At 69.9% G+C, this 25,475-nt stretch carries 23 protein-coding genes and 1 riboswitch; of the genes, 9 read left to right on the forward strand and 14 right to left on the reverse strand.

Going from position 1 to position 25,475, the window contains the following annotated elements; all coding sequences use genetic code 11:
* Window positions 1-54 precede the first annotated feature (54 nt).
* Complete coding sequence (locus E1P53_RS06245; RefSeq protein ID WP_131733736.1) at window positions 55-1,290, forward strand: protein kinase domain-containing protein; 1,236 nt, start codon at window positions 55-57, stop codon at window positions 1,288-1,290.
* A gap of 35 nt (window positions 1,291-1,325) precedes the next feature.
* On the opposite strand, the gene E1P53_RS06250 is transcribed toward E1P53_RS06245, so the two are convergent.
* A complete protein-coding gene (locus E1P53_RS06250) occupies window positions 1,326-2,726 on the reverse strand; it encodes a class II 3-deoxy-7-phosphoheptulonate synthase (protein WP_006900638.1) in 1,401 nt (466 codons plus the stop codon).
* Window positions 2,727-2,770: 44 nt separating this feature from the next.
* Entirely contained in the window at window positions 2,771-3,265 is a 495-nt protein-coding gene (locus E1P53_RS06255; RefSeq protein ID WP_109237643.1) for a polyadenylate-specific 3'-exoribonuclease AS, read from the reverse strand.
* A 126-nt stretch (window positions 3,266-3,391) separates the two neighbouring features.
* Between E1P53_RS06255 and E1P53_RS06260 the strand changes: the two genes are divergently transcribed.
* Window positions 3,392-5,035, forward strand: coding sequence for a mannosyltransferase (locus tag E1P53_RS06260; protein ID WP_131733846.1), 1,644 nt, complete (start codon window positions 3,392-3,394; stop codon window positions 5,033-5,035).
* 174 nt (window positions 5,036-5,209) lie between these two features.
* On the opposite strand, the gene E1P53_RS06265 is transcribed toward E1P53_RS06260, so the two are convergent.
* The 6 genes from E1P53_RS06265 to E1P53_RS06290 all read right to left on the reverse strand — a co-directional run bounded on the left by E1P53_RS06265 (window position 5,210) and on the right by E1P53_RS06290 (window position 9,774).
* A complete protein-coding gene (locus E1P53_RS06265) occupies window positions 5,210-5,917 on the reverse strand; it encodes a lysophospholipid acyltransferase family protein (RefSeq protein ID WP_109237824.1) in 708 nt (235 codons plus the stop codon).
* 132 nt (window positions 5,918-6,049) lie between these two features.
* Window positions 6,050-7,054 (reverse strand): ROK family protein, encoded by a 1,005-nt coding sequence (locus E1P53_RS06270; protein ID WP_006900642.1) that lies wholly within the window; start codon window positions 7,052-7,054, stop codon window positions 6,050-6,052.
* Entirely contained in the window at window positions 7,054-7,539 is a 486-nt protein-coding gene (locus E1P53_RS06275; RefSeq protein ID WP_131733737.1) for a hypothetical protein, read from the reverse strand. The genes E1P53_RS06270 and E1P53_RS06275 overlap by 1 nt, the downstream gene beginning before the upstream one ends.
* 128 nt (window positions 7,540-7,667) lie before the next feature.
* Window positions 7,668-8,876 carry an ArsA family ATPase gene (locus E1P53_RS06280; protein ID WP_131733738.1) on the reverse strand — a complete coding sequence of 403 codons (1,209 nt, stop codon included), beginning with the start codon at window positions 8,874-8,876 and terminating at the stop codon, window positions 7,668-7,670.
* A gap of 20 nt (window positions 8,877-8,896) precedes the next feature.
* The gene (locus E1P53_RS06285; protein WP_006900645.1) at window positions 8,897-9,334 is read right to left on the reverse strand and encodes an SRPBCC family protein; all 438 of its coding nucleotides are present in this window, start codon (window positions 9,332-9,334) and stop codon (window positions 8,897-8,899) included.
* On the reverse strand, window positions 9,334-9,774 hold the full coding sequence (locus E1P53_RS06290; protein WP_131733739.1) for a hypothetical protein: 441 nt from the start codon (window positions 9,772-9,774) through the stop codon (window positions 9,334-9,336). Before E1P53_RS06290 ends, E1P53_RS06285 begins: the two co-directional genes overlap by 1 nt.
* A 108-nt stretch (window positions 9,775-9,882) precedes the next feature.
* Between E1P53_RS06290 and E1P53_RS06295 the strand changes: the two genes are divergently transcribed.
* Complete coding sequence (locus E1P53_RS06295; protein WP_131733740.1) at window positions 9,883-11,700, forward strand: AMP-dependent synthetase/ligase; 1,818 nt, start codon at window positions 9,883-9,885, stop codon at window positions 11,698-11,700.
* A 46-nt stretch (window positions 11,701-11,746) separates the two neighbouring features.
* Here E1P53_RS06295 and E1P53_RS06300 read toward each other — a convergent pair whose 3' ends face one another.
* The 4 genes from E1P53_RS06300 to E1P53_RS06315 form a co-directional block, all read right to left on the reverse strand.
* Window positions 11,747-12,871 carry a glycosyltransferase family 4 protein gene (locus E1P53_RS06300; RefSeq protein ID WP_083900233.1) on the reverse strand — a complete coding sequence of 375 codons (1,125 nt, stop codon included), beginning with the start codon at window positions 12,869-12,871 and terminating at the stop codon, window positions 11,747-11,749.
* Window positions 12,871-14,301 carry a gluzincin family metallopeptidase gene (locus tag E1P53_RS06305; protein ID WP_131733741.1) on the reverse strand — a complete coding sequence of 477 codons (1,431 nt, stop codon included), beginning with the start codon at window positions 14,299-14,301 and terminating at the stop codon, window positions 12,871-12,873. The genes E1P53_RS06300 and E1P53_RS06305 overlap by 1 nt, the downstream gene beginning before the upstream one ends.
* A gap of 9 nt (window positions 14,302-14,310) precedes the next feature.
* Window positions 14,311-15,390 (reverse strand): C40 family peptidase, encoded by a 1,080-nt coding sequence (locus tag E1P53_RS06310; RefSeq protein ID WP_006900650.1) that lies wholly within the window; start codon window positions 15,388-15,390, stop codon window positions 14,311-14,313.
* A 154-nt stretch (window positions 15,391-15,544) separates the two neighbouring features.
* Entirely contained in the window at window positions 15,545-16,222 is a 678-nt protein-coding gene (locus E1P53_RS06315; RefSeq protein ID WP_006900651.1) for a C40 family peptidase, read from the reverse strand.
* A 17-nt stretch (window positions 16,223-16,239) separates the two neighbouring features.
* Window positions 16,240-16,473, reverse strand: a riboswitch (cyclic di-AMP (ydaO/yuaA leader).
* Between the two features lie 616 nt (window positions 16,474-17,089).
* Between E1P53_RS06315 and E1P53_RS06325 the strand changes: the two genes are divergently transcribed.
* Both E1P53_RS06325 and E1P53_RS06330 read left to right on the forward strand, forming a co-directional pair.
* Window positions 17,090-18,928, forward strand: a complete 1,839-nt coding sequence (locus E1P53_RS06325) for a DEDD exonuclease domain-containing protein (protein WP_131733743.1) — start codon at window positions 17,090-17,092, stop codon at window positions 18,926-18,928.
* Complete coding sequence (locus tag E1P53_RS06330) at window positions 18,925-19,203, forward strand: Lrp/AsnC family transcriptional regulator (protein WP_006900653.1); 279 nt, start codon at window positions 18,925-18,927, stop codon at window positions 19,201-19,203. Before E1P53_RS06325 ends, E1P53_RS06330 begins: the two co-directional genes overlap by 4 nt.
* Before the next feature lie 79 nt (window positions 19,204-19,282).
* On the opposite strand, the gene trpD is transcribed toward E1P53_RS06330, so the two are convergent.
* Window positions 19,283-20,359 (reverse strand): anthranilate phosphoribosyltransferase, encoded by a 1,077-nt coding sequence (trpD, locus tag E1P53_RS06335; RefSeq protein WP_006900654.1) that lies wholly within the window; start codon window positions 20,357-20,359, stop codon window positions 19,283-19,285.
* A 22-nt stretch (window positions 20,360-20,381) separates the two neighbouring features.
* Window positions 20,382-20,867 carry a hypothetical protein gene (locus E1P53_RS06340; protein ID WP_040526847.1) on the reverse strand — a complete coding sequence of 162 codons (486 nt, stop codon included), beginning with the start codon at window positions 20,865-20,867 and terminating at the stop codon, window positions 20,382-20,384.
* A gap of 158 nt (window positions 20,868-21,025) precedes the next feature.
* Here E1P53_RS06340 and ctaE point away from each other — a divergent pair, with 158 nt between their 5' ends.
* The 4 genes from ctaE to qcrB all read left to right on the forward strand — a co-directional run bounded on the left by ctaE (window position 21,026) and on the right by qcrB (window position 25,378).
* Complete coding sequence (gene ctaE, locus E1P53_RS06345; RefSeq protein WP_174320720.1) at window positions 21,026-21,637, forward strand: aa3-type cytochrome oxidase subunit III; 612 nt, start codon at window positions 21,026-21,028, stop codon at window positions 21,635-21,637.
* Between the two features lie 119 nt (window positions 21,638-21,756).
* Window positions 21,757-22,608, forward strand: coding sequence for a cytochrome bc1 complex diheme cytochrome c subunit (gene qcrC / locus E1P53_RS06350; RefSeq protein WP_006900657.1), 852 nt, complete (start codon window positions 21,757-21,759; stop codon window positions 22,606-22,608).
* A complete protein-coding gene (qcrA, locus tag E1P53_RS06355; protein ID WP_131733744.1) occupies window positions 22,605-23,762 on the forward strand; it encodes a cytochrome bc1 complex Rieske iron-sulfur subunit in 1,158 nt (385 codons plus the stop codon). The genes qcrC and qcrA overlap by 4 nt, the downstream gene beginning before the upstream one ends.
* Window positions 23,759-25,378, forward strand: coding sequence for a cytochrome bc1 complex cytochrome b subunit (qcrB, locus tag E1P53_RS06360; protein WP_006900659.1), 1,620 nt, complete (start codon window positions 23,759-23,761; stop codon window positions 25,376-25,378). Before qcrA ends, qcrB begins: the two co-directional genes overlap by 4 nt.
* Window positions 25,379-25,475 lie beyond the last annotated feature (97 nt).

Consider the following 25,475-nt stretch of genomic DNA (forward strand, 5'->3'; position numbering starts at 1 on the left):
GATCACCGGCTCCGATGACCCCGACCGCGCGGGCGTGCAGGTAGATTCAGCGTCGTGAACTCCCCCGTCGACACGATGCTCGGGACCGTCCTCGAGGACCGGTACCGCATCGACGCACCCATCGCACGGGGCGGCATGTCGGCGGTCTATCTCGGTGTCGACCTGCGGCTGGGACGCGACGTCGCGGTCAAGGTCATGGACCCGCGGTATTCCGCCGACCCACAGTTCCTGCGCCGCTTCGAGTTCGAGGCCCGGGCGGTCGCCGGACTCAAGCATCCCGGGCTGGTCGCGGTCTACGACCAGGGCATCGACGGCGGGATCGCGTTCCTGGTCATGGAACTCGTCGACGGCGGCAGCCTCCGCGAGCTGCTCCGCGAGCGGGGCCCGATGCCGCCGCATGCCGTCGTGGCGGTCGCCGATCCGGTCCTCGGCGGTCTCGGCACGGCGCACGCCGCCGGACTCGTCCACCGGGACGTCAAACCCGAGAACGTGCTCATCTCGGACGCCGGCGAGGTGAAGGTCGCCGACTTCGGACTGGTGCGGGCGGTCGCCGAGGCGGGCGTGACCTCGGCCAGCGTCATCCTGGGCACCGCCGCCTACCTCTCCCCCGAGCAGGTCGAGTCCACCCATGCCGACGCCCGCAGCGACGTCTACTCGATGGGCGTGATGATGTTCGAGCTCCTCACGGGCAGAACGCCTTTCCACGGCGATTCGCCGCTCGCCCTGGCCTACCAGCGACTGTCCTACGACGTGCCCGCGCCCGGCGACGTGATCGCGGGCGTCCCGGCCGAGTTCGACGAAATCGTGCTGCGCGCCACCGAGCGGAACCCCGACGACCGGTACGCGGACGGCTTCGAGATGCAGGCGGCGCTGCTCGCGGTGGCCGACGAACTCGACCTGCCGCCGTACACGGTCCCGGCCCCGCGCCGTTCGCGGGAGCGGGAGATCCGTGCGCGCTACCGCGCGGCCGCGCCGGCCGGTCACGGCACCCGGGTCCAGTCGCGTCCGGGACCCTACGAACCGGGGAACTCCGCAGCGGATGCCCCGGCCCCCGTGGAGTCGCCCCGTCCGGTCGCGGCGGTCGGCGATCCGTCGCCGGCACCGCCCCGACCCGAGCGGCCCGCGCCGCGCCGGTCCGCCGAGCTCGACGACCGCACCGACCTCGAACCCGAGTTCATCGGCGGCAGCCGCCTGGGTTCGGTGCTGTGGATCCTGTTCGTGCTGCTGGTGGTCGCAGGCCTCGGCGCCGCCGGGTTCTACGTGGGCGCCACCTATCTCGCGGTGTTCTGACCACGCCCGGCGACCGTCCGACCGCCTCGCAATGACTAGCCGCGGAGCATCTCCGCGACGAGGAATGCCAGCTCCAGCGACTGCTGGGTGTTCAGGCGCGGGTCGCAGGTGGTCTCATAACGTCCCGCGAGATCGGCGTCGGAGATCTCCTGCGCGCCGCCGAGGCACTCGGTGACGTCCTCGCCGGTGAGCTCTACGTGGACACCGCCCGGATGGCTGCCGAGCGCGCGATGGACCTCGAAGAAGCCCTGCACCTCGTCGACGATGCGGTCGAAGTGACGGGTCTTGTAACCGGTCGACGCCTCGTGGGTGTTGCCGTGCATCGGGTCGCACTGCCAGATGACCTTGTGTCCGGTCGCCTCGACGGCGCTGACGATCGCCGGGAGCACCTCGCGCACCTTGTTGTTGCCCATGCGGGCCACGAGGGTGAGACGGCCCGGCTGGTTGTGCGGGTCGAGCCGCTCGACGTACTCGACGGCCTGCTCGGGAGTGGTGGACGGGCCGATCTTCACACCGATCGGGTTGTTGATGAGCTCGGCGAAGGCGATGTGCGCGCCGTCGAGCTGGCGCGTCCGCTCCCCGATCCACAGGAAGTGGGCCGACAGGTCGTAGAGGACCTTCTCGGCGCCCTCGGCACCACGCGGGCTGTCCGCCAGGCGCAGCATCGCGCGCTCGTAGTCGAGGACGAGGGCCTCGTGGGAGGCGTAGATCGCCGCCGACTTCAGGCTCGAGTCGGTCACGCCGCAGGCGTCCATGAAGCGCAGGCCGCGGTCGATCTCGGCGGCGAGCGCCTCGTAGCGGGCGCCGGCCGGCGAGGTCCGCACGAACTCGCGGTTCCAGTCGTGGACGCGGTGCAGGTCGGCCTCGGCCTGGGTGAGCGCGCGGACCAGGTTCATCGCGGCGGCGGCGTTGGCGTAGGCGCGCACCAGGCGTGACGGGTCGTGGCGGCGCACGGCCTCGTCGGCCGGGAAACCGTTGACCATGTCACCGCGGTAGGACGGCAGGCCCAGGGCGTCGGTGTCCGACGACCGCGGCTTGGCGTACTGGCCGGCGATGCGGGCGACCTTGACCACCGGCAGGCTCGCGCCGTAGGTCAGGACGACGGCCATCTGCAGCAGCGTGCGGATGTTGGCCTTGATGTGGGGCTCGGTGTTGTCGGCGAAGGTCTCCGCGCAGTCACCGCCCTGCAGCAGGAACGCGCGCCCCTCGGCGACGGCGGCGAGCTGATCGCGCAGCGACTCGACCTCGGCCGGCATGCAGATCGGGGGAACCGACTCGAGGACCGTGCGCATCCTGCGGGCCTCGTCGGGATCCCAGCTCGGCTGCTGCAGCGCCGGTCGGCTCAGCGCGGCGTCGAACCGCTCCTGCAGGCCGCCCGGCAGCGGGGGCAGTTCGGGGAGTTCGTCGATCGGAACGTCTACGGTCCAGTTCACCACCGTTCCAGACTAATGGAGCGTCGCGGCCCGGACACCCGGCAGGGTCAGTTCCCGCGGGCCGCACGCGCCTTCTCGATCGCCTCCCAGCGTCGCAGGTTGTGGCGGGCGTCGCTGAGCGCGTCGTGGGCATCCGACGGCGCGGGCGGCAGCGGCGGGCGTCCGGCCGCCTCCCAGTGCTGTCGCAGCTCCCGGGTGAACCGCGGGATCGCCCGCGGGAGTGCGGTCATCGGGCCCCACAGCTGGCAGAGCACGACGTGGTCGTAGGCGCCGACCCACGCCCAGAGCTCGATGTCGGTGCCGTCGGCGGTGAGGAAGTCGAGGAGGTCGTCGCGGATGCGACGACGGTCCTTCCACACCGGCGAGGACGGCGACGGCAGTTTCGGCAGGACGTTCGCGCGCACCCAGTCCCCGGCCCGGCCGGGGTCGAACTCGGTGGACACCGCATAGAACTCGCGACCGTCCTCACCGACGACTCCGATCGAGACCAGCTCGATGGTGTTTCCGTCCTCGATGAACTCGGAGTCGTAGAAGAACCGCATGGGGACAGTATTCACGGCGTCGGCCCGCGAGGCCGCATCCGCGGACGGGCGCCGCGCGGGTCCGACGCACATTTGGGCATCCGCACCTCATGCTGGCTACCCTGGTAATCCGTGCGCTCCAGGTCTGTGCTGGCGACCGCTTTCCTGGCGGCGTCGATCATCGCGCGGCTCGTGTGGGACACGCTGACCGTCAACGGCAGGAACTTCGTCGACCTGCATGTTTACCGCGATGGCTCGGCGGGCCTCGCCGACGGGTCGCTCTATTTGTTCACCTACGCCGGCGAGACCGACTTCGCGCTTCCCTTCACCTACCCGCCGTTCGCGGCGGTGGTCCTCTATCCCCTCTCGCTCATCCCCTGGGACATCGTGGCGGTCGGCTGGCAGCTGGCGACCTTCGCCTCCCTGTACGCGTGTGTGGTGCTGGCCCTGCGCCTGACCGGCAGGAGCACCGGCGTCCACTACCTGGCCGCGCTGTGGACCGCGCCGGCGATCTGGTGCGAGCCGGTCCGGGTGACGCTCGACTACGGGCAGATCAACATCTTCCTGATGCTCGGCACCCTGCTGGCCATCTACTGGGCCCGCCGCACCAACGGCTCGCCGGGCGATCGCGGGATCATCGCCGGAGGCGTGCTCATCGGCCTGATGGCCGGGATCAAGCTGACCCCGGCGGTCTCCGGCCTCTGGTACCTCGCCGCCCGTCGCCCCTGGGGCGCGCTGTGGGCGGCCGTCTCCTTCGTCGGCACCGTCCTCGGCTGCCTGCTGCTGTTCCCCGAGGTGACACGCACCTACTACGGGACCCTGCTGGGCGACGCGGATCGGATCGGCCCCGTCGAGGAGGTGATGAACCAGAGCCTGCGCGGGACGCTGTCGCGCCTTGTCGGTTTCGACGTCGGCAACGGGTGGATCTGGTTCGTCGGGGTCCTCGTCGCGGCGGTCGTCGCGTTCTTCGCCTGGCGCGCGGTGTCCGACCTGCTCGGCATCCTGCTCGTGGTCCAGTTCCTCGGGCTGCTCGTCTCCCCCATCTCCTGGGCGCACCACTGGGTGTGGGTCGTCCCGCTCGGCATCTGGCTGGTGCACGGCGCCGGCGCCCGCCGCCCGGGTGCCCGGGCCGTGTTCGCGATGTGGGTGGTGATCGCCGGACTCGGCGTCCCGTGGGTGCTGCGCGTGCTCGACGAGTACGGACCGCAGCCCGCCGACGCGGTCGTGGCGGTCTTCGGCGCGGCCTGGCCGATCGCCACCTTCGTCACGATGGGCTGGCTCATCGCCACCCGTGCGCACCGCGACGCCGGCCCCGCCGACGACCCCGAGGCCGCTGCCAACCCGGAGGCCGCCGCCAACCCGGAGTCCGACGACCGGCCGAGGGACGTGGTCGCCGCGGCCGTCATCGACCGTGATCGCGTGCTGCTGGCACAGCGCGCCCACCCGGCCGCTCTCGCGGGCAAATGGGAGTTGCCCGGCGGCCGGGTCGAGTCGGGCGAGACCCACGCGCAGGCGCTGGTCCGGGAGATCCGCGAGGAGCTCGGCGCCGAGGTCGAGGCCGGCGACGGGATCGGGACGCCGGTGGCCCTGCCGAACGGCCTGACGCTGCACGCCTACCGGGCCCGGCTGCGGTCGGGGACCCCGGCCGCGCTGGAACACCTCGAGATGCGCTGGTTCACCGCCGCGGAACTGCGTGCGCTCGACGCCGAGGACGTCGTGCCGGCCGACCGCGGCTGGATTCCGGATCTGTGCCGCGCACTCGAGGAGACGCGGGTCCGCGACGCCGGTTGATCAGGTGCCGGCCGGGTCCGTGCCGGCCGGGTCCGGTGCTCGACGGGAACGACGCAGCCCGATTCGACGCTCAGCCGGGTGCCGTGCCCAGCCCGGTGCGGGTGCTCAGCCCGGTGCGACGCTCAGCCCGGTGCGGGCGCCCGGGCCGGGTCTCACCCCGGCAGGGCGTGACGCTCAGGCGGCGTCGGCCGCCGGCGGGGTGACCTCGGGCTTGGCGTTCTTCAGCGTCGCCGCGTAGACGTCGACGTACTGCTGGCCCGACAGCTGCATCAGCTCGTACATGATCTCGTCGGTGACGGCGCGCTCGATGTAGCGGTTGCCCTGCATGCCCTCGTAGCGCGAGAAGTCGAGGGGCTTGCCGATCCGCACGGTCACCTTGTTCGGCCGCGGCAGGATGGTGCCGGGCGGGTTGAACTTGTCGGTGCCGACCATCGCGACCGGGATGACGGGGACGCCGGTGTCCATGGCGAGGCGTGCGAGGCCGGTCTTGCCCTTGTAGAGACGACCGTCGGGCGAGCGGGTGCCCTCCGGGTACATGCCCATCAGCTTGCCCTTGCGCAGCTGACGCCGGGCGGCGATGAACGCGCCCTCGGCGGCCGCTGCGCCGGACCGGTCGATGGGGATCTGGCCGACGGCGGTGAAGAACCAGCGCTGGAAGGCGCCCTTGAGGCCGGTGCCGGTGAAGTACTCGCTCTTGGCGAGGAAGTAGATGCGACGGTTGACCATCAGCGGCAGGAAGAAGCTGTCCATCACCGCCAGGTGATTGCTCGCCAGGATCGCCGGGCCGTCGGCGGGGATGTTCTCCTGGCCCTCGATCGTCGGGCGTCCCAGCAACCGGAGGAACGGCCCCAGGAAGATGTACTTGAACGCCCAGTACCACATGAGACTCTCCTCGCCGCGCACTTTCCCGCCGTCATCGCCGACCGCGGACCCATCCGAAGGGGCCACCGCCGCACGCGTGGCCCCGACATCAGAACCATACCCGCGTCGGGCCCCGCGCAGGGGATCCGGTTTCTAGCCGCGGGCGACCCGACTGCCTCCGGCTTGCTCCGCATTTTCGTTCTGCGCGGCCCGAAATGCTTGGCGCGCAACCTCTGCCGCCCCGACCACGCCGGCGGTCTCCCCGAGCTGCGTGCCGCGGATGCGGGCGAGCTGCCGGTGGCCGGCGCCGGTGACCTGCCGGGCGTAGTGCTCCCGCGCCTCGTCGAGGAACAGGCCCGACGCGGCGCCCACCCCTCCGGCGAGCACGATCAGGTCGGGGTCGAAGATGTCGGCGATCATCGCCAGACCCTGGCCGAGCGAGGTCGCGAATCTCCCGAAGGCCGCGAGCGCCACGGCGTCGCCGTCGGCCGCGGCACCGGCCACCCGCCGGCCGGTGAGAGAACCGGGATCGGCGGCGACGTCGGCGGCCAGCTGGCTGCGCCCCCAGTCGCCGTCGGCCAGCAGCTCCACCACGGTGTCGACCAAAGCCGTACCGCTGCAATACCGTTCCCAGCACCCGCGCTTGCCGCACGCGCAGGCGCGACCGTCGGGGACGATCGTCAGGTGCCCGAGTTCCGGTGCGACGCCGAAACTTCCGCGGTAGATCTCGCCGTCGATGACCAGACCCGCGCCGATACCGGTGCCGATCGCGAGAACCACGGTGTTGTGTCCGCGCGCCGCAGCGCCGTAACGCACCTCCGCGACCGCGGCGGCGTTGGCGTCGTGCTCGGCGTAGACCGGGATGCCCAGGCGACGCGTCATGTCCTCGGCGACGGGGGCCTCACGCCACGGCAGGTGCGGGGCGAATCGCACGATGCTGCGGTCGGTGGTCAGGAACCCCGCGATGGCGAGGCCGACCGCCTTGGCGTCCCAGCGCGAGACCAGCTCGCCGACGAGGCGGTCCAGGCAGTGCTCGAGCGCCTCCACGGTCGACGGGGTCTGCGCGCGCAGCGTGTCGAGCATCGTCCCGCGGTCGTCGACCACCGAGGCGCGCACGCTCGTGCCGCCGATGTCGATGCCGATCGTCAGCTCACCCATCACTGCTCCTGGTCGGGTCCGGTACTCGTCGTCAGTCCGCGCACATCGCTCCCGCCCGGCCGCGCCCCGGGCGCGGAGACGCGCACCGCGATCGGCTCGTAGTGCCGCGGCGGCGTCGTCGTGGCCGGCGAGGAACGCAAGGCCTCCGCGATCGCCTCCAGCACCGCGATGACCGCCGCCAGCAGACGCGAGATCAGGTCGCCGATCTCGGTGAGCAGCGAGGTGATCTCCCCGGACGCACCGGCCAGGGCGTGCCCGACCGGACCGTCGGCGGAGAAGGCGGCGGCATAACCCGCGAGCGGCGAGCCGGCGGTCGTGCCGTCGTCGGACGCGGCACCGTGATGGCCCCCACCGGCGAAGAGAGCGGCCAGCGCGTCGATCTGGTTCGCCAGTCCGAGCAGCAGGTCCCGGACCGGGTCGGCGTGTCCACCGTTCTCGTCGCGACCGGCTCCGCCGCCGGATGACGTCCCGTCGTCCGTGGCCATTCGCGTCTCTCCCCTCCGCTTGCACTGGCGTCCCAGGCACCGTACCGCGCGGGTACTCTTCACGCGGTCTTCGAACGTACCGGAGGCCACCGCCCCCACGGCCACCGGCGGTGCCGGATGATCGCCCCCTACGGCTGCCGTTGGGGCCACACCGCGGGATCGGGCACGAAGCCCACCGACAACCGGCCCTGCTCCCAGGCCGCGTCGGTCACCGTGCAGCGCCGCAGCACCGACGGCAGCCGCACCGGGTGCCGGAACCCCGACACCGTCACCAGCAGGTCGTCACCGCTGCGGCCCAGCGCCAGCGAGTCCGGGTCGGGCAGCCGCTGGGGCCAGGACAACCGGTATGCCGACGTGCCCGGCCGGGCCCCCTCGCCGCCGAGCACGTCGACCCTCGAGGCGGCGGAGCCCCGCGGAACGCCGTGCGGCCCGGGTAGCCGGACCCCGAGCTTGCGCACGCGCGCCATGCGGTCGATCGCCTCGGCGGACCGCTCGACCGTACCGACCCGCACCTGCGCGTCGCCGGCGCCGAGCAGCGACCCGACGTGCGCGACGACGCCGTCGGCGTCCTCGGCCCCCACCCCGCGGTTGACGAGTATCGACGCGAGCGGGAGTCCCATGACGTCGGCGCCCGCGAGATAGTGCTCGGCCAGCCGGCGGGACCGGTCCTCGGCGCCGAGGACCAGATGCATCGCGACCGCATGCGGATCGGTGAACAGTTCGGCGACGTCGGCGCAGTCGCGGTCGAGGGCGTCGACGGCCGCGGTCAGCTGCGCCATGACCGGCCGCTCGGCTGCGGCCGCCAGGCGGCGGTGCCGGGGCCAGAACCGGTTGAGCGCCTGACTCAGCACCGACCCGCCCCGCAGGAACTGCAACACGTCGCCGCAGCCGGAGGCGTCGACGACGATGCGGTGCCACCGGCCGCTCGTCGCCTCGTCGCGGATCCGGCGCAGCAGCAGGAAGTCGTCGATCCCGGGCAGGGAGGTCAGCTCGGCGGCGTCGACGCCCGCCAGCGTCGACACCCCGGGCAGGACGTGCTTGCTGCGTCCGGCCGTGTGCTCGAGGACGTCGACGAATGCCGACCAGGTCTTCTCGACGAGGTCGAGGCGGTCCAGCGTCAGCAGGTGCAGGTACTTGGACACCGCCAGCGGCTCACCCGGCCGGCGGTAGACCCGCGCCCACTCGCACACCGGCGACCACCGGTCGACGGTGACGAGGAGCGTGTGCTGCTCCGGCCGGCTGACGACGCGACGAGAATCCCGTGAGGCGCCCGGTCGCTGGGACGCCGCCGCAGCGGCGACAGCGGAGACGCCGGAGCCTCCGGGACCGAGCACCACATCGATGGGTGTGAGATCGATCAGCCTTCGACCCTCTTCTTCAGGTCGTGCAGCGCGGCGTCGGTGATCGCCTTCTCCGCACGGCGTTTCAGCTGACCGATGATCGGGACCTGGAGGTCGACCATGAGCTGATAGGTGACCTTCGTCGATCCCGGGACCTGCTGGGTGAGGATGTAGCGGCCCCGCTGGTCCTTCTGCAGGTCGCTGGAGACGAGTCGCCACGAGACCGAGGTGCCGTCCGGATCCCACTCGTAGGCAAGCACATAGGTATCCTGCAGCACGCCGGCGTCGAGCTCGAACCGGACCTCGAGCGCGCGACCCGCGTCGTCGGTGCGCAGCACCTGCACCTCGCGCGCCGCGGTCACCCACTCCGGGTAGTGCTCGAAATCGGCGATCACGGCCATGATGTCGGCGGCGTCGGCCCCGATGACGATGTCGCGTTCGGTGTGGTCGGCCATCACCCGACCTCCGCCGGTGCCGGGATGGCGGGCCCGCCGACGTGGCGGCCCTCCTCGAGGCGTCGTTTCACCTCGAACGACATGTCCTTGCCCGCGACGCGCCGGCGCTTGTTCTCCTCGGCCAGCGCCTCGAAACGGGCCTGCGGGTCGTCTCTGCGCTCGCCCGGCAACGGTCCCGTCGGCTCACCGTGCAGGAAATAGTGGAGTACGAAACCGTCGAGGACGGCCTCGTTCCAGATCTCCATCGTTCCGGCCACCGGCCCGTCGACGCGCCACCGGACCCCTTGCTCCCCACGGTCTTCGGTCACCGTCAGTCGCAGGTCGGGCCACCACCGACGCCAGTTGGCGGGATTGCCGATCACGGCAGTGCTCAGGGCCGGTGCCGCGGCGACGAAGACCTCGTCGGCCACCTGGATGCTCGTCACGCCCACTAGCTTCACATACTCCCGACGGCGCAGGGTAGTGCACCCGAAGGCGGTGGCCCGGACAACAGCGTTCGGTTGCAGGGATACCATCGCCTCATTGGCATCTACTGGAGGGTAACCACGATGAGCGAGTACAGCGTGCCGGCGAAGTTCTCGATCGCCGACGACGAGAACTGCACGAACATCATCTTCGGGCTGGCGCAGCGGACGCCCCAGCACATCGTGTTCCGACACAAGCAGGGCAACGACTGGGCGCCGATCACCGCCGCCGATGCCGCCGCCCGCATCACCGCCATCGCCAAGGGCCTGATCGCCTCCGGTGTCCAGCCCGGTGACCGCGTCGCGCTGCTGTCGCGCACCCGCCTCGAGTGGAACCTGGTCGATTTCGCCATCTGGTCGGCGGGCGCCATCACCGTGCCTATCTACGACTCGTCCTCGGCCGGCCAGATCGAATGGATCATGCGCGATTCCGGAGCCGTCGCGATCGTCCTCGAGGACAACGCCCATCGCGCCGCATTCGAGTCGATCGACTCCCTCACCCAGCCGGTCAAGGTCTTCCAGATCGACCGCACCGACGGCGGTCCGGGCGCGATCGAGGAGCTGACCGCGGCCGGAGCCGACATCGCCGACGCCGAGGTCACCGAGCGGCGCGCGACCCTGCGCTCGAGCACTCCCGCCACGCTCATCTACACCTCGGGCACCACGGGACGCCCCAAGGGCTGCATCCTCACCCACTCGAACATGCTCGCCGAGATGAAGGCGATCCTCGCCGGCGACATCCTCGACGAGCTCCGCCGGCGCGATCACAAGCGTCTGCTGATGTTCCTGCCGCTGGCCCACGTCCTCGCCCGCGCCATCACCCTGGTCGCCATCGAGGCCGGCGCCGAGGTCGGCCACACCAGCGACATCAAGACCCTCGTCGACGAGTTCGCGGTCTTCAAGCCCTCGCTCATCCTCTCGGTGCCGCGCGTGTTCGAGAAGGTGTACAACTCGGCCCAGCAGAAGGCCTACGACGAGAGCCCGGTCAAGGGCAAGATCTTCGACGCCGCGGCCGAGACCGCCATCGCCTACTCCGAGGCCCGCGAGAAGGGCAGCATCGGACTGGTTCTCAAGCTCCGGCACGCCGTGTTCGACGCACTCGTCTACAAGAAGCTGCGCGCCGCCCTCGGCGGCGAGTGCGGCATGGCGATCTCCGGCGGCGGCCCGCTCGGCGCCCGCCTCGGCCACTTCTTCTCCGGTGTGGGCATCCCGGTCTTCGAGGGCTACGGCCTGACCGAGACCACCGCCGCGTTCAGCGTCAACACCCCGTCCGCGTGGAAGATCGGCACCGTCGGAAAGCCGTTGTCGGGCAACTCGGTCCGCGTCGGCGAAGACGGCGAGTTGCTGCTGCGCGGACCCGTGGTGTTCCAGGAGTACTGGCAGAACCCGGAGGCCACGGCCTCGGCGATCGTCGACGGCTGGTTCCACACCGGCGACCTCGGCACCGTCGACTCCGAGGGCTTCATCTCGATCACCGGCCGCAAGAAGGAACTCATCGTGACCGCGGGCGGCAAGAACGTCTCGCCCGCCGGTCTCGAGGACGTCATCCGCGCACACCCGCTGGTCTCGCAGGCCATGGTCGTCGGCGACGCCAAGCCGTTCGTGGCCGCGCTCATCACGATCGACCCGGAGGCCTTCCCGGCGTGGAAGGAGCGCCACGGCAAGCCCGCCGACGCCTCCGTCGCCGATCTCATCTCCGACGGGGACCTCGTCGCCGCTGTCCAGCACGCCGTCGACGAGGCCAACAAGACCGTCTCGGCGGCCGAGGCGATCAAGAAGTTCCGCATCCTGCCGTCGGACTTCACCGAGGAGAGCGGCGAGATGACCCCGACGCTCAAGGTCAAGCGCAACGTGGTCGTCGAGAAGCGCCACGGCGACATCGAGGCGATCTACTCCAAGTGACGTGATGTGCCGCCCGGTCTGCGGCGGACGGCTGACGGGCGAGGGCCTAGAGCAGCTGCCGCAACCGGGCCGCCATCTGGCTCCACTGCCAGTTCTCGACGACGAAACGTCGTCCCGCGGCGCCCATCTCGGCCGCCGCACCCCGGTCACCGAGGATCGACAGCACGGCCAGGGCGACCGCGTCCACGTCCCGGCCGTCGACCGTGGTCCCGGTGACGCCCTCGATCACCGTCTCCGGCGCGCCGCCCGAGAGCCCCGCGACCACCGGCACCCCGGTCGCCGAGGCCTCGAGGTAGACGATCCCGAGTCCCTCGACGTCCAGCCCCCCGCCGCGGGTGCGCGACGGCATCACGAAGACGTCGGCGATGGTGTGATACGCCGGGAGTTCCTCTGAGGGCACCGATCCGGTGAAGATCACGTGATCGGTCACCCCGGTCTCCGCGGCGATCGCGTGCAGCTTCTCCGCGTACGGGCCGCCGCCGACGACGACGAGCACCGCGTCCGGCATCGTGCGGCGGATCATCGGCAGCGCGCGGATGAGGACGTCCTGTCCCTTGCGCGGCACGAGGCGTGACAGGCACAGGATCGTCGGCCGCTCCCCCAGCCCGAGACGGTCTCGGAACTCCTGCCGGACTATCGGATCGGGCCGGAAGCGGTCGACGTCGACCCCTGGCGGCAGGTACTCGAGCGACGCGTCGGCGCCGAACGCCGATGCGAACCGCCCGCGCGTGTACTTGCTGACGAAGGTGATCACGTCGGTGTGGCGGCCGATGAACCGGAGCACCTGACGGGCGCCCGGCAGCATCGACCATCCCACCTCGTGCCCGTGGGTGCTCGCCAGGACGCGCTGTGCGCCGGCGCGCCGCATCAGCGGCGCCAACACCGCCAGCGGTGCCGCCGCCCCGAACCAGACCGTCGAGATCTCCTCGTCCCGGATGATCTGCGCCGCCCGGCGGGCGACGAACGGCGTGGGCAGCATCAGGGTCGTGGGATGCCGGTACACCGTGTAGGGCGCCCGGGCGTCGTACTCGACGTGCGAGCGACCCCGCCAGCGCGGCGCGTAGACGACGACGTCCTCCGGCGGCAGCAGGTCGACCAGATTCTCCAGATACGACTGGATTCCGCCGGGGCGCGGCGGGAAGTCGTTGGTGATCAACAGTGTTCGGGGCATCATCCGACCTGCCCGTCGAGCCAGCGACGCCAGTCGGCGACGAGCTGCGTGCGATCGACGCCCAGGGCCGAGCGGATCGCGGCATCCCGGCGCTCGGGCTGTGCGCTCTCCGCGACGCCCAGATAGAGCTTCTTCAGCCGGGCCTCGCCGTAGCGGTCGGCGACATATGCCGCCACCGACCACGCGCTCTGATAGGCGATCTGTGAGGACGGCCCGTTCGTCGCGAACATCGCGTCGTCGGGGAGCCCGTCCGGTGTCGCACCGGCACGCACCGCCGCCGCGAGGTCGGGAGCGGCGTCGGCGAGACGACGATAGGTGCCCTTGCGCCCCACGTACTCGGCGACGCCCTCGGTGATCCACAGGGGCGCGTCGAACGCCGTCTGCGTCCGTGCCGCGACATGGGTGAGTTCATGGCGCAGCACGACCGCGAGCGTCGGCTCGGCAAGGTCGTTGGCAGCCGGCGTGAAGACGACCCGCTGGCCGGTCGCGATTCGCTGCGGGAAGTCGACCCGGCTGAATATCGTTGCCGCCGCGGCGGTTCCGGTCACGCCTCGGGACCGGGCCACGAGGGCCTCGAACTGCCCCGCCTCGGCGGTGGTGACCAGGACGGCGCGTCGTTGCCAGTCCGGGCCCCAGAACGCGGTGACCGCGTCGACGGCCCCGGGTAGCTGGCGGCGCAGCGACCGAACCGTCGTCGAGGTCTCGGGATACGAGGCGATCACCGACGTTCCTCCCGCGGTGGGCGCGTCGGAGGCGGCGAGTCCGGGCAGCTCCCACAACTGGACCGGAGTGGGATCGGCGTCCAGGAGTGCGGAGTCGCCCACGAGCTTCCACTCGTCGCCGTAGCGTGCCACCACGAACTGGGTCGCCACGACCACCTCGGGCTCGTCGACACCCGGGGCCCGTTGCCCTCCCAGCGCGTATCGCAGCTCCACCGGGGCGACCCAGGCATCCGAGCTGCCGGCGGCGACGAGTCGATCCTGGATCGCCGCGGGAACCAGCGTCTCGGCCTCCTCGGTGGGAGCCAGTTGATACCGGAATCGGGCGAACCGCAGCGGGCCGGAGTCCGCCGCGCCTGCTCCCCCGCCCGACGAGGGACCGCTGGTGCGGAGGTTGGCGGCCGCGGTCTCGAACCGGTCGCGGAAGTCCGTCGTGGCCGCGGCGTCGAGGAGCCGGCCGACCTCGCGCTCGTCACCGGAGGTGATCGACTCGGTGAGCGCGTCGAGCAGGCGCGTCACGCCCTCGGCGCGCTGCTGCTCGTAGATGTTCGCGGTCGTCGTCGACGACGCGACCGCCGAGGACGAGGCCGCCGAACCGGAATCCGTGGCGTCGGAGCATCCGGCGAGCGCACCGGTGACGACGAGAACTCCGGTCAGCAGCAGGACCGGGGGCGCGAGCATCGGGCCCGACCGCCCACGGGGTGAGAGCACCAGAGGATTCTAGAACCGTCGGGCGGAGTTGAACGGGCCGGCCTCGTCGACCGGCTCGATCTTGACCGGTACGCCGAAGGTCGAGGCGTGGATGACGTAGCCCTCGCCGATGTACATGCCGACGTGGTGGGCGTCCGGGTAGTAGATGACCAGATCGCCGGGCTTCATGTCCTCGCGCGACACCGGGGTCCCGCCGGCCATCTGGGCCTGGCTCGACCGCGGGATCGTCTTGCCGGCCTGCTTGTAGGCCCAGACCATCAGACCCGAACAGTCGAACGCATGCGGACCGGTGGCGCCCCACACGTAGGGGTCGCCGAGACGCGTCAGGGCGGCGTTGACCGCGATGAGCGCCGGGGCCGTGCCCTTGGGGACCAGTCGCGGGTCGAAGTCGAAGCTCTGACCGCGGAGCGCAGCGAGCTGCTTGCCGGTCATCGCCTGGTACATGGCCCGGATCTTGATGGCCTGCATCTGCAGATCGGCCTGCTTGGCCTGCAACTCCCCACGCACACGCTCGGCGCGGGAGACGGCCTCAGAGGCCGTGAGGGCCTTCGCCTCGGCGTCCTTCTTGGCGGACTCGGTCTGCGCGCGCATCTTCTTGACCGCGGTGAGGTCGGCCGAGGCCTGGCGGGCGATCATGTCCAGGCCCGACATCTGGTCGAGGAGGGCCTGCGGGGAGTCACTGACCATCACGGCGTAGAGTCCGCTCACCCGCGCACCCTGGTAGCTGGCACGCACGATGGCGTCGACGCGGTCCTGACGATCCTTCAGCTGCGCACGGCTGTGATCGAGTTTCGCCTGCGCGTCGGCCGCGGCCTTCTTGGCCGTGGCGACGATGTCGCGCTGCTTGTCGTACTCGATCTTGGCGTTGTGCATCGCCTCGGTGGTCTTCTCGGCCTCGTCGCCGAGCTTCTTGTAGCGCTCGAGCAGCTGATCCGACGACTGTCCGGGCGCCGCGGCGACGCGGCCGGTACCACCGGCGACGAGCGGGATGACGGCGACGAGGGCCGCCAACAGGCATGCGACGAGCGTCAGCGGACCCGATCGTGTGCGTGGACGTGATGCGCTCACTCGCCCCTCCCCGGAATGCACGATCCTTCTCACTCCTCTACCGCTCGTTTCCCCAGGACCACCATCATGGTTCTCCCCCGAACCCCTCCGGCGTCGTTTCGGCCCCGAGGACCGGATCGGGCGGACCGCCACCAGCTCGCGATCCGCCCAGTCCGTGCTCGTTGTTCAGTTGATGTCAGTAGCGGCGGATGCCCGTGAGCTGCCACTCCTTGACTGCGTCGCGCTTGACCGGGACGCCGTAGGTGGAGGAGTGCACGAACATGCCGTTGCCGACGTAGATGCCGGCGTGGCCGCCACCGTTGAAGATCATCACGTCGCCGGGCTTGGCCTCGGCGAGGGAGACCGGACGACCGCCGCCGAGCTGACCGTAGCTGTCGCGCGGGATGGTCTTGCCGGCCTGCTTGTAGGACCAGTAGACGAGGCCCGAGCAGTCGAAGGCGTTCGGGCCGGCCGCGCCGTAGGAGTACGGGGAGCCGATCTTGCTCTCGGCGGCCTTGACGGCCTTCTCGCCGACGCTCAGCTGCGGCCGGCCGAAGTTCTTGATTCCGCCACCGTTGGGACGGAACTGCTGCGGGATCTGGTTCTGGTCGACGCCCGGGATGGTGAACTGCCCGAGGTTCGGGATCTCGACCGTGGCCGCAGGCGCCTTGGCAACCGGCTTGGCCTTCGGGGCCTTCTCGTCACCGGGCAGGGCCGGCATCTCGAAGGTGCCGAGCGGGGTGTGCACCGGTGCGGCGAGAGCGGGTCCGGCGCCGGCGGCGGCGAGCGAACCGAGCGTGATCGATCCGGCGATCACCGCCTTCTTGGCGGCCTTGCTCCCGCGATTGGGGGTTTCCAAACGATGTTTGGCCACGAAGCGAGTTCTCCTTCAAATTCTCCCTCGACCGCCGACCGAGTTAGCTGTCGGGTTCGGGCCGGAAGAGTGGCCCTACGCGTTTTCGGCACAGGCGTGTCCCCGAGAGGACACGCATACGCGTCGACGCGATTCACCCCGATTCGGAACTGGTGTCAGCAGGTCATGCCCGTGGGCAAACGCTGACCACCCTGCCCCGAAGTAAGTGGTTCCCCGGTTCGCCCGCGAGGGCGATTAGGCGGCGACTTGTGCGGACCACTTCTGTTGAAGCGGGACGCTCCGCAAAGGTCTCGGAAAGGTTACGAAATCGTGGGCGCCCTGTCCACTAGGCGACCGACGGGCGCGGGACGCCGTGTTATCAGCCTGCCCGCAAATCCGCCGACGAGATGACCCGGAAAGCCCTCTGACGTGGGACTTTGGCCCCTCTTGCAGATCGTGCAGCGGCAGGTGTGATCAATGCAGCATTCTCGAAGACGCCGATCGCGAGGTCCAGCTCGGCATCGTCGTCGAGGGGTGCAGCCGTTACCGTAGCTCCACCTCGCACCGGGACATCGTCCCAGCTCGGAGGGCCGAACAGGACCGTCATCATGCATCCGTCACAGGCGACGGGACGGGCCGGGCAGCTGGCGCAGTCGACGTGCATCGTGTGATCTCCATCTCATCTGGCCGTCCGGGCCCATCCGGGCCCGTCTCGGGCGGGTCGGCGGCGGCGTTCGCCGCAGACGACACGGCGCGCTCTCACCTCGCCGAGGAGACTAGGACCCGCCACCGACAAAACCATTCGCACAGTGTTCGACTCACCAGTCACACGCGTAACACCGAAACTGGAACTCCAGCCTGTCGGTGGGTCGAACTAGTGTTCGCCGGGTGACGCGTACAGGAGGAGAAGCATCCCCGTCCGGGCAACTCACCTTCGCCGATCTGGAGGCTGCCGACGGGGCCGCCGGTCCCGACGCATCCGCCGGCGAGTTCAGCGACCGCGCCCTGTTCGACACCACACTCGTCGTCGTCGACCTCGAGACCACCGGCTCCGACCCGGCCAACGACCGGATCACCGAGATCGGCGCGGTCAAGGTCCGCGGCGGAGAGGTCATCGGCGAGTTCGCCACTCTCGTCGACCCGGGGCGTCCCATCCCGCCGCAGATCGTCACCCTCACCGGAATCACGACCGCGATGGTCACCGACGCGCCGCGCATCGAGTCGGTGCTGCCGGCCTTCCTCGAATTCGCCCGCGGCGCGATCCTCGTCGCCCACAACGCACGCTTCGACATGGGATTCCTGCGTCAGAACGCGCTCCGCCTGCACCTGGACTGGCCGTTCAGCCTCAGCCTGTGCACGGTGACGATGGCGCGGCGCATCCTCTCGCGCGACGAGGCGCCCACGGTGAGGCTCGGCCACCTCGCCGAGTTGTTCCGGGTCTCGGTCCGCCCCACCCACCGGGCGCTCGACGACGCCCGCGCCACCGTAGAGGTCTTCCACAAGCTCCTCGAGCGCGTCGGCAACCAGGGCATATCGACGGTCGGGGACCTCACCTCCTATCTCCCCCGCACCGACCCCCGACTCCGCGCCAAGCGGCATCTCGCCGACCACGTGCCCTCGCGACCGGGCGTCTATCTCTTCCGCGGCCCCGCCGACGAGGTCCTCTATGTCGGGACCGCGGTGGACCTGCGTCGTCGCGTCCTCTCCTATTTCAACGGCAGCGATCCGCGGCGCCGTATCGCGGAGATGGTCCTGCTGGCCAGGCGCGTGGACGTCGTCGAGTGCTCCCACGCGCTCGAGGCCGCCGTGCGCGAGCTGCGGCTCCTCGCCGCGCACGCCCCGGCCTACAACCGGAGGTCGACGCAGCCCCACAAGGGCTGGTGGGTCACCCTGACCGAGGAGCGCTTCCCGCGCCTGAAGGTCGGGCGCACCCCCACCGACGAGTCAATCGGCCCGATCGCCAACCGCAACGACGCCGCGACCGTGGCCGACGTGATCGCCGCGGCGGCCGGCCTGCGGACGTGCACCACACGCCTCGGTGCGTCGAGCCACCACTGGTGCCCGGCCGAGGACGGCGTCTGGCGCCCCGGCGGCTGTCATGCGGCCGCCGCACGGCCGCAGACCGTTCCCGACTACCTGCCCCGCGTCACCGCCGCACGGCGGCTGATGCGCGGCGAGGCCGACGATCTGCTCGACCGCCTCACCGAGAGACTGACCGACCTCGCCGAGGCCCAGATGTTCGAGACCGCCGCCCGGCTCCGCGATCGGCTCGCCCTGACGATCGACGCCCTCGCCCGGTGCCAGCGCCTGGCCGCTCTCTGCGCAGTCGCCGAGATCGTCGTCGCCCGCCCCGACGACGAGCGCGGCTGGCACTTCGCCGTGGTCCGCCACGGACGCCTTGCGGCCGCCGGGCGGGCGCGGCGCGGGGTGTCCCCCATGCCGGTCGTCGACGCCCTCGTCGCGTCGGCGGAGACGGTCATCCCGGCCCCGGGGCCGCTACGAGGCGCGCCGGCCGAGGAGGTGGCCCTGATCTATCGCTGGATCACCGAGCCGGGGGCGCGCATCGTGTCCTCCACGGACCCGATCGCGTTGCCCGCCGGATGCGCCGAGCGCCGCCGCACGTGGTCGCAGGCGGCCCGCGAGGCGCTCTCGGCCCCGCACCGGACGCCACGGACCGCGCCGCGCTCCCCGAGCAGCGGGCGGCCGGCCACTAGGCTTGCGCCATGATCACTGCCATCGTCCTCATCCAGGCCGACATCCATCAGATCCCGGAGACCGCGCAGGCCGTCGCCGACATCCCGGGCGTCGAAGAGGTGTACTCGTGCGCGGGCGACGTCGACCTCATCGCGAAGGTCCGGGTCCGCGATCACGAGCAGATCGCCACGGTCGTGACCGGCAAGATCAACCGGCTCCCGGGCGTGGTGAAGAGCGCCACCCACATCGCGTTCCGCAGCTACTCCAGCTCGGACGTCGAGGGCGGCTTCTCCATCGGCGAGAACTGATCTCGCACAACAGTTCTCGCCGGCGCAACGCCTGATCCCGTCGCCTACGCGGCGATCAGGCGCGCGTCTGCGTGGTCGGTCAGTCGCGCAGCTCCGCGGCAATGCGCGTCGACAGCATCGACCAGCGGTCGAGCAGTTCCGCCGCCGCCCCGGAGTCGACGGCCTCGGCGGCGCGGCCGCGGGCCGCGTCGAGCGCGGCGGCCAGCTCCGCCGAGGTCATCGGAGCCGTCTGTTCGAAGGCGACGATCGCGCCGGCCGCGTTGAGCAGCACCGCATCACGCACGGGACCGGTTGTGCCGGCGAACAATTCACGCGCGATCACGGCGTTCGCGGCCGCGTCGCCGCCCTGCAGGGCCGACAGTTCGACGCGTGCGATACCGAGATCGGCCGGGTCGACGGTCAGCTGGTTGACCTCACCGCCGACGACCTGCCACACCGTCGAGGTCGACGTCGTGGTCAGCTCGTCGAGGCCGTCGTCGCCCCGGACGATCAGGGCCGTGTTGCCGCGGTCGGCGAAGGCCTGGGCCAGCACCGGCGCGAGGTCGGTGAAGGCGCACCCGATCAGGCCGCTGCGCGGGCGCGCCGGGTTGGTCAGCGGGCCGAGCACGTTGAACACGGTCGGGATGCCGATCTCCTTGCGCGGCGGGCCGGTGAACCGGAACGCCGGATGGAAGACCGGGGCGAAGCAGAATCCGATGCCGAGTTCCTCGACACAGCGCGCCACGCCCTGCGCCGGCAGCGAGATGTCCACGCCGAGCGCCTCGAGGACGTCGGCCCCGCCGCTCTTCGACGACGCGGCGCGATTGCCGTGCTTGACCACCGGGATGCCGGCGGCGGCGATGACGATCGAGGTCATCGTCGAGATGTTGACCGTGTGGGAACGGTCGCCGCCGGTCCCGACCACGTCCACGGCGGGCCGCGACACGTCGACCAGCGTCGCATGTTCCAGCATCGTCTGCGCGAGGCCCACCAGCTCGGTCGGCGCGGCGCCCTTCATCTTGACCCCGACGCCGAATGCGGCGATCTGGGCGCCGGTCGCGCTGTCGGTCATGATCTCGTTCATCGCCCAGCCCGCCTCCTCGGCGGTCAGGTCGATGCGGTCGGTGATCTTGCCGAGGATCTGCGGCCAGGTGAAGGCGGGCTGTGCGGTGTTCACAGGCATTGAGCCTAATGCCCGATCAGCCCGCGGGACGCTGAAGGACGGCCCACCGCCGCGCGATGCCGCCGTGGCGGGACCCGAGGCTGGCCATCCGGGAGCGCTCCTGGGACAGATGCAGGGCGTCGAGCGTCTGCACCCGCGCCAGCACGAGCATCTCGTGTCCGGCGACAGCCGCGTCCGGCAGCGGCCCCCACCTGTCGTCGTGGATCCGCACGTAGCCGTCGAGCGACGCCAGTTCCGCGGCCTCCTGCACCCGGTTCGAGGGCAGCTCGAGGTCGTGCCGGAGGATCACCTCGTCGTCGGCCCGCCAGTCCGACCCCTCGAGCGCGGTGGAACTGGCGACCGCGTCGTCGTCGGATTCGGCGACGACGACCACCTCGTCCGCCAGTTCCAGCGGCTTCGACGACGAACCGCCCCGTAACCTCGCCGTCAGGCGGGCCAGGCGCCCCTGACGGACCACCCGCCCGTTGAGATCCCGTGGACCGGAGACATCCGAACTCGACATGACCCCCACGGTAGCCACCGGCCCCGAGCCCGCGAACCGGCCGTCGAGACACGCCGGGAACCCATCCGACAGGCCCCCGACCTGCGGGGAGAGAGAAATAAGCCCCCAATTTCCGACCCGGGTGGTCACCGCTTACTACGAACCGTCATACTTCACTTGTGACAAGCGCCGTAGGTACCTCAGGAACAGCCATCACCTCGCGCGTCCATTCGCTGAACCGTCCCAACATGGTCAGCGTCGGCACGATCGTGTGGCTGTCCAGTGAGCTCATGTTCTTCGCTGGCCTCTTCGCGATGTACTTCGTCGCCCGGGCCAACTCCGCAGTCGGCTGGCCGATGCCCCCGACGCACTTGAATCTGGCCCTCGCCATCCCGGTGACGACGGTCCTGATCCTGTCGTCGGTCACCTGCCAGATGGGCGTGTTCGCCGCCGAGAGGGGTGACGTCTTCGGCCTCCGACGCTGGTACATCATCACGTTCGTGATGGGTGCCTTCTTCGTGGGTGGCCAGATCTTCGAGTACTTCGCCCTGGTGCACGAGGGCACGACCCTCAGCTCGAGCGCGTACGGTTCCGTCTTCTACATGGCGACCGGCTTCCACGGCCTGCACGTCATCGGCGGTCTCGTGGCATTCATCTACCTGCTCATCCGCACCAAGCTCTCGAAGTTCACCCCGGCGCAGGCAACCGCCGCAATCGTTGTCTCCTACTACTGGCACTTCGTCGACATCGTCTGGATCGGACTGTTCGTCACGATCTACTTCATCCGATGACGCCGGCAACCCCGCGCACCTCGCGGCCACGCCCGCAGCAGAGCGCACCTCGCCTGTCGAACGCACAGCGCAACCAGCTCTAGAAGAATCAGTCCGTCCCGCTTAGTAGAGAGTCACAGATGAGTTCATCTCCACCGCGACCGTCGGATAGCGGCACCGACGCCCGCCGCGCCAAGGCCCGACGCAAGCTCCGTCGACGTGCAAGCGGCACCATCTTGCTCCTGGCCGGTCTGGTCATGGCCGGCGTGCTCGCCTCGGTTCTGACCCCCGACCCCCAGGTCGCGGTGGCCGACGAGAGCAACGCCGCCATGATCGACGATGGTCGCAAGCTCTACGAGACCTCGTGCATCACCTGCCACGGCGCGAACCTCCAGGGTGTGCCCGATCGTGGTCCCGCCCTGCTCGGCGTCGGCGACGCAGCCGTGTACTTCCAGGTCTCGACCGGCCGTATGCCGGCCGCCCGTGGTGAGGCACAGGCGCAGCGCAAGCCCGCCAAGTTCACCACCGAGCAGATCGACCAGCTCGGCGCCTTCATCCAGGCCGAGGGCGGTGGCCCCCGTGCCCCGCGTGACGCCAACGGTGAGATCGCCGAGGGTTCGCTGCGTGGCGACAGCATCGCCCGCGGTAGTGAGCTGTTCCGCCTCAACTGCGCGTCCTGCCACAACTTCACCGGTCGTGGCGGCGCCCTGTCGTCGGGCAAGTTCGCACCGAACCTCGACGGCGTCGACGAGGCGCAGATCTACACCGCGATGCTGACCGGTCCGCAGAACATGCCGAAGTTCTCGAACCGTCAGCTCAATCCGGATGAGAAGAAAGACATCATCGCCTACGTCAAGTACGTGACCGAGGCAAACCCCAGCGGCGGTTTCGGCCTCGGTGGCTTCGGTCCCGTCAGCGAGGGCATGGTGATGTGGTTCGTCGGCGTCGTCGCCATCGTCGCAGGCGCCATGTGGATTGGATCTCGAGCATGAGCGGCAGTGGCAAGGACGTCCCGTCGAGGGACGAGCTGGAGCAGATGAGCACCGAGGAGCTCGTCAAGCTCGGTACCAATCTCGACGGTGTCGAGATCATTCACCGGGCCAAGCGGTACCCCGTCGAGGGAACCAAGGCAGAGAAGCGCGCCGAGCGCCAGATCGCCTTCTGGTTCGCCCTCGCCGGCGTCTCGGCTCTCGCGTGCCTGGGCATCTTCCTCTTCAACCACTGGGAATTCGCCCTTCCGGACGACCCGGACTACTGGTGGTACACGGTCAACACTCCCCTTCTGGGCGTGACCTTCGGTCTCTCGGTGCTCTCGATCGGCATCGCGCTGATCCTGATCACCAAGAAGCTGATCCCCGCCGAGATCTCGGTGCAGGACCGCCACGACGGCGGCTCGGCCGAGGTCGACAAGAAGACCATCGTCGCGCTGCTGCAGGACACGGGGACCACCTCGACCCTCGGCCGTCGCAAGATGATCCTCGGCACCGCCGGCTTCGGTCTGGGCGCTCTCGCCCTCACCGGCCTCATCGCCGGCATCGGCGGCTTCATCAAGAACCCGTGGGCCAAGCGCGGCGACGCCCCGCTGTGGCACTCCGGCTGGTCGCCGATCTACAACTCGCCGGAAGACCCGAACGAGACCGTCTACCTGCGTCGTGACACCGGCAACCCGTACCAGGTCGCCTTGGTCCGCCCGGAGGACCTCGACGCCGGCGGCATGGAGACCGTCTTCCCGTGGCGTCGCTCGGACGGCTTCGGAGAGACCGAGCACTCCCGCCACAAGCTGATGGAGAGTCTGCACGAGGTCCGCAACCCCGTCATGCTCATCCGCCTCCGCCCGGAGGATGCGGCCCGCGCCGTCAAGCGCAAGGGCCAGGAGAGCTTCAACTACGGCGACTACTTCGCCTACACGAAGGTCTGCAGCCACCTCGGGTGCCCGGCCTCGCTGTACGAACAGCGGACCAACATCATCCTGTGTCCCTGCCACCAGTCGCAGTTCAGTGCGATCGAGTACGGCAAGCCGATCTTCGGCCCCGCCGCCCGCGCCCTGGCACAGCTGCCGATCACGGTGAACAACGAGGGCTACCTCGTTGCTGCAGGCGACTTCATCGAGCCCGTCGGACCGGCATTCTGGGAGCGTAAGTCATGACCATCGCCGACCGTCTCGGCACACAGGCCGAGGAAGTTGACTCGCGGTATCACCTCGCCGCGGGCATGCGACGCCAGATCAACAAGGTGTTCCCCACCCACTGGTCGTTCATGCTCGGTGAGGTCGCGCTCTACAGCTTCATCATCCTGCTGATCTCGGGTGTCTACCTCACCCTGTTTTTCGACCCGTCGATGACCCATGTGGTCTACGACGGCGCCTACCAGCCGCTCAACGGCGTCATGATGACCCGCGCCTACGAGACCACGCTGGACCTGTCCTTCGAGGTGCGCGGCGGTCTGTTCGTCCGCCAGATCCACCACTGGGCGGCCCTGCTGTTCGCGGCGTCGATCATCATCCACATGGCGCGCATCTTCTTCACCGGTGCGTTCCGCCGCCCGCGTGAGGCGAACTGGATCATCGGCTGCCTGCTGCTGATCCTGGCGATGTTCGAGGGCTTCTTCGGGTACTCGCTCCCCGACGACCTGCTGTCGGGTACCGGCGTCCGCGCCGCGATGTCCGGCATCGTCCTCGGCATCCCGGTCGTCGGTACCTGGATCCACTGGGCGCTGTTCGGCGGCGACTTCCCCGGCGACATCATCATCCCGCGCCTGTACGTCCTGCACATCCTGCTGTTCCCGGGCATCATCCTGGCCCTGATCGGCGCCCACCTGGCGCTGGTCTGGTACCAGAAGCACACCCAGTTCCCCGGCCCCGGCCGCACCGAGAAGAACGTCGTCGGCGTTCGGATCATGCCGGTCTTCGCGGCCAAGGGCGGCGCGATGTTCGCGTTCGTCACCGGTGTGCTCGCCATCATGGCCGGCGTCTTCCAGATCAACCCGGTCTGGAACATCGGCCCGTACAACCCGGCACAGGTCTCGGCGGGTTCGCAGCCCGACATCTACATGATGTGGACCGACGGTCTGATCCGTATGTTCCCGGCGTGGGAGCTCTACCTGGGCAACTACACGGTCCCGATGTCGAACTGGGTCGTCCTGATCATCACGATCATGTTCGTCCTGATGTTCGCCTACCCGTGGATCGAGAAGAAGCTGACCGGCGACGACGCTCACCACAACCTGCTGCAGCGTCCGCGTGACACCCCGGTCCGTACGGCGATCGGCGCGATGGCCTTCGCGTTCTACATCCTGCTCACGCTGAGCTGTATGAACGACGTCATCGCGCTGAAGTTCGACATCTCGCTGAACGCGACCACGTGGATCGGCCGCATCGGCCTGATCGTGCTGCCGCCGCTGGTGTACTTCATCGCCTACCGCTGGGCGATCGCACTCCAGCGCAGCGACCGCGAGGTCCTGGCCCACGGCATCGAGACCGGCATCATCAAGCGCCTGCCGCAGGGTGCCTACATCGAGGTCCACCAGCCGCTCGGCCCGGTCGACGACCACGGACACCCGATCCCGCTCCCCTACGAGGGTGCTGCCCTGCCGAAGCGCATGAACAAGCTCGGCTCCGCCGGCGCCCCGGGCACGGGTTCGCTCATGGTCGCCGACCCTGCGGACGAACAGATCCGTAACGTCGAATTCGAGCACGAGCTCGAGGCCGAAGAGCGGAAGGCGCTCCGCGAGCTGCAGGCGAAGGGTGGCAACCCGCTCGACTGACAGCGAGACCCACGAGAACGGGCCGTCGCGCACCTCTGGTGCCGGCGGCCCGTTCTCTTTTCTGTCCCGTTCGTTGTCAGCGGTGAGGAGCACCCCC

It is taken from the genome of Gordonia paraffinivorans (assembly GCF_900683595.1).
Lineage (GTDB): Bacteria > Actinomycetota > Actinomycetes > Mycobacteriales > Mycobacteriaceae > Gordonia > Gordonia paraffinivorans.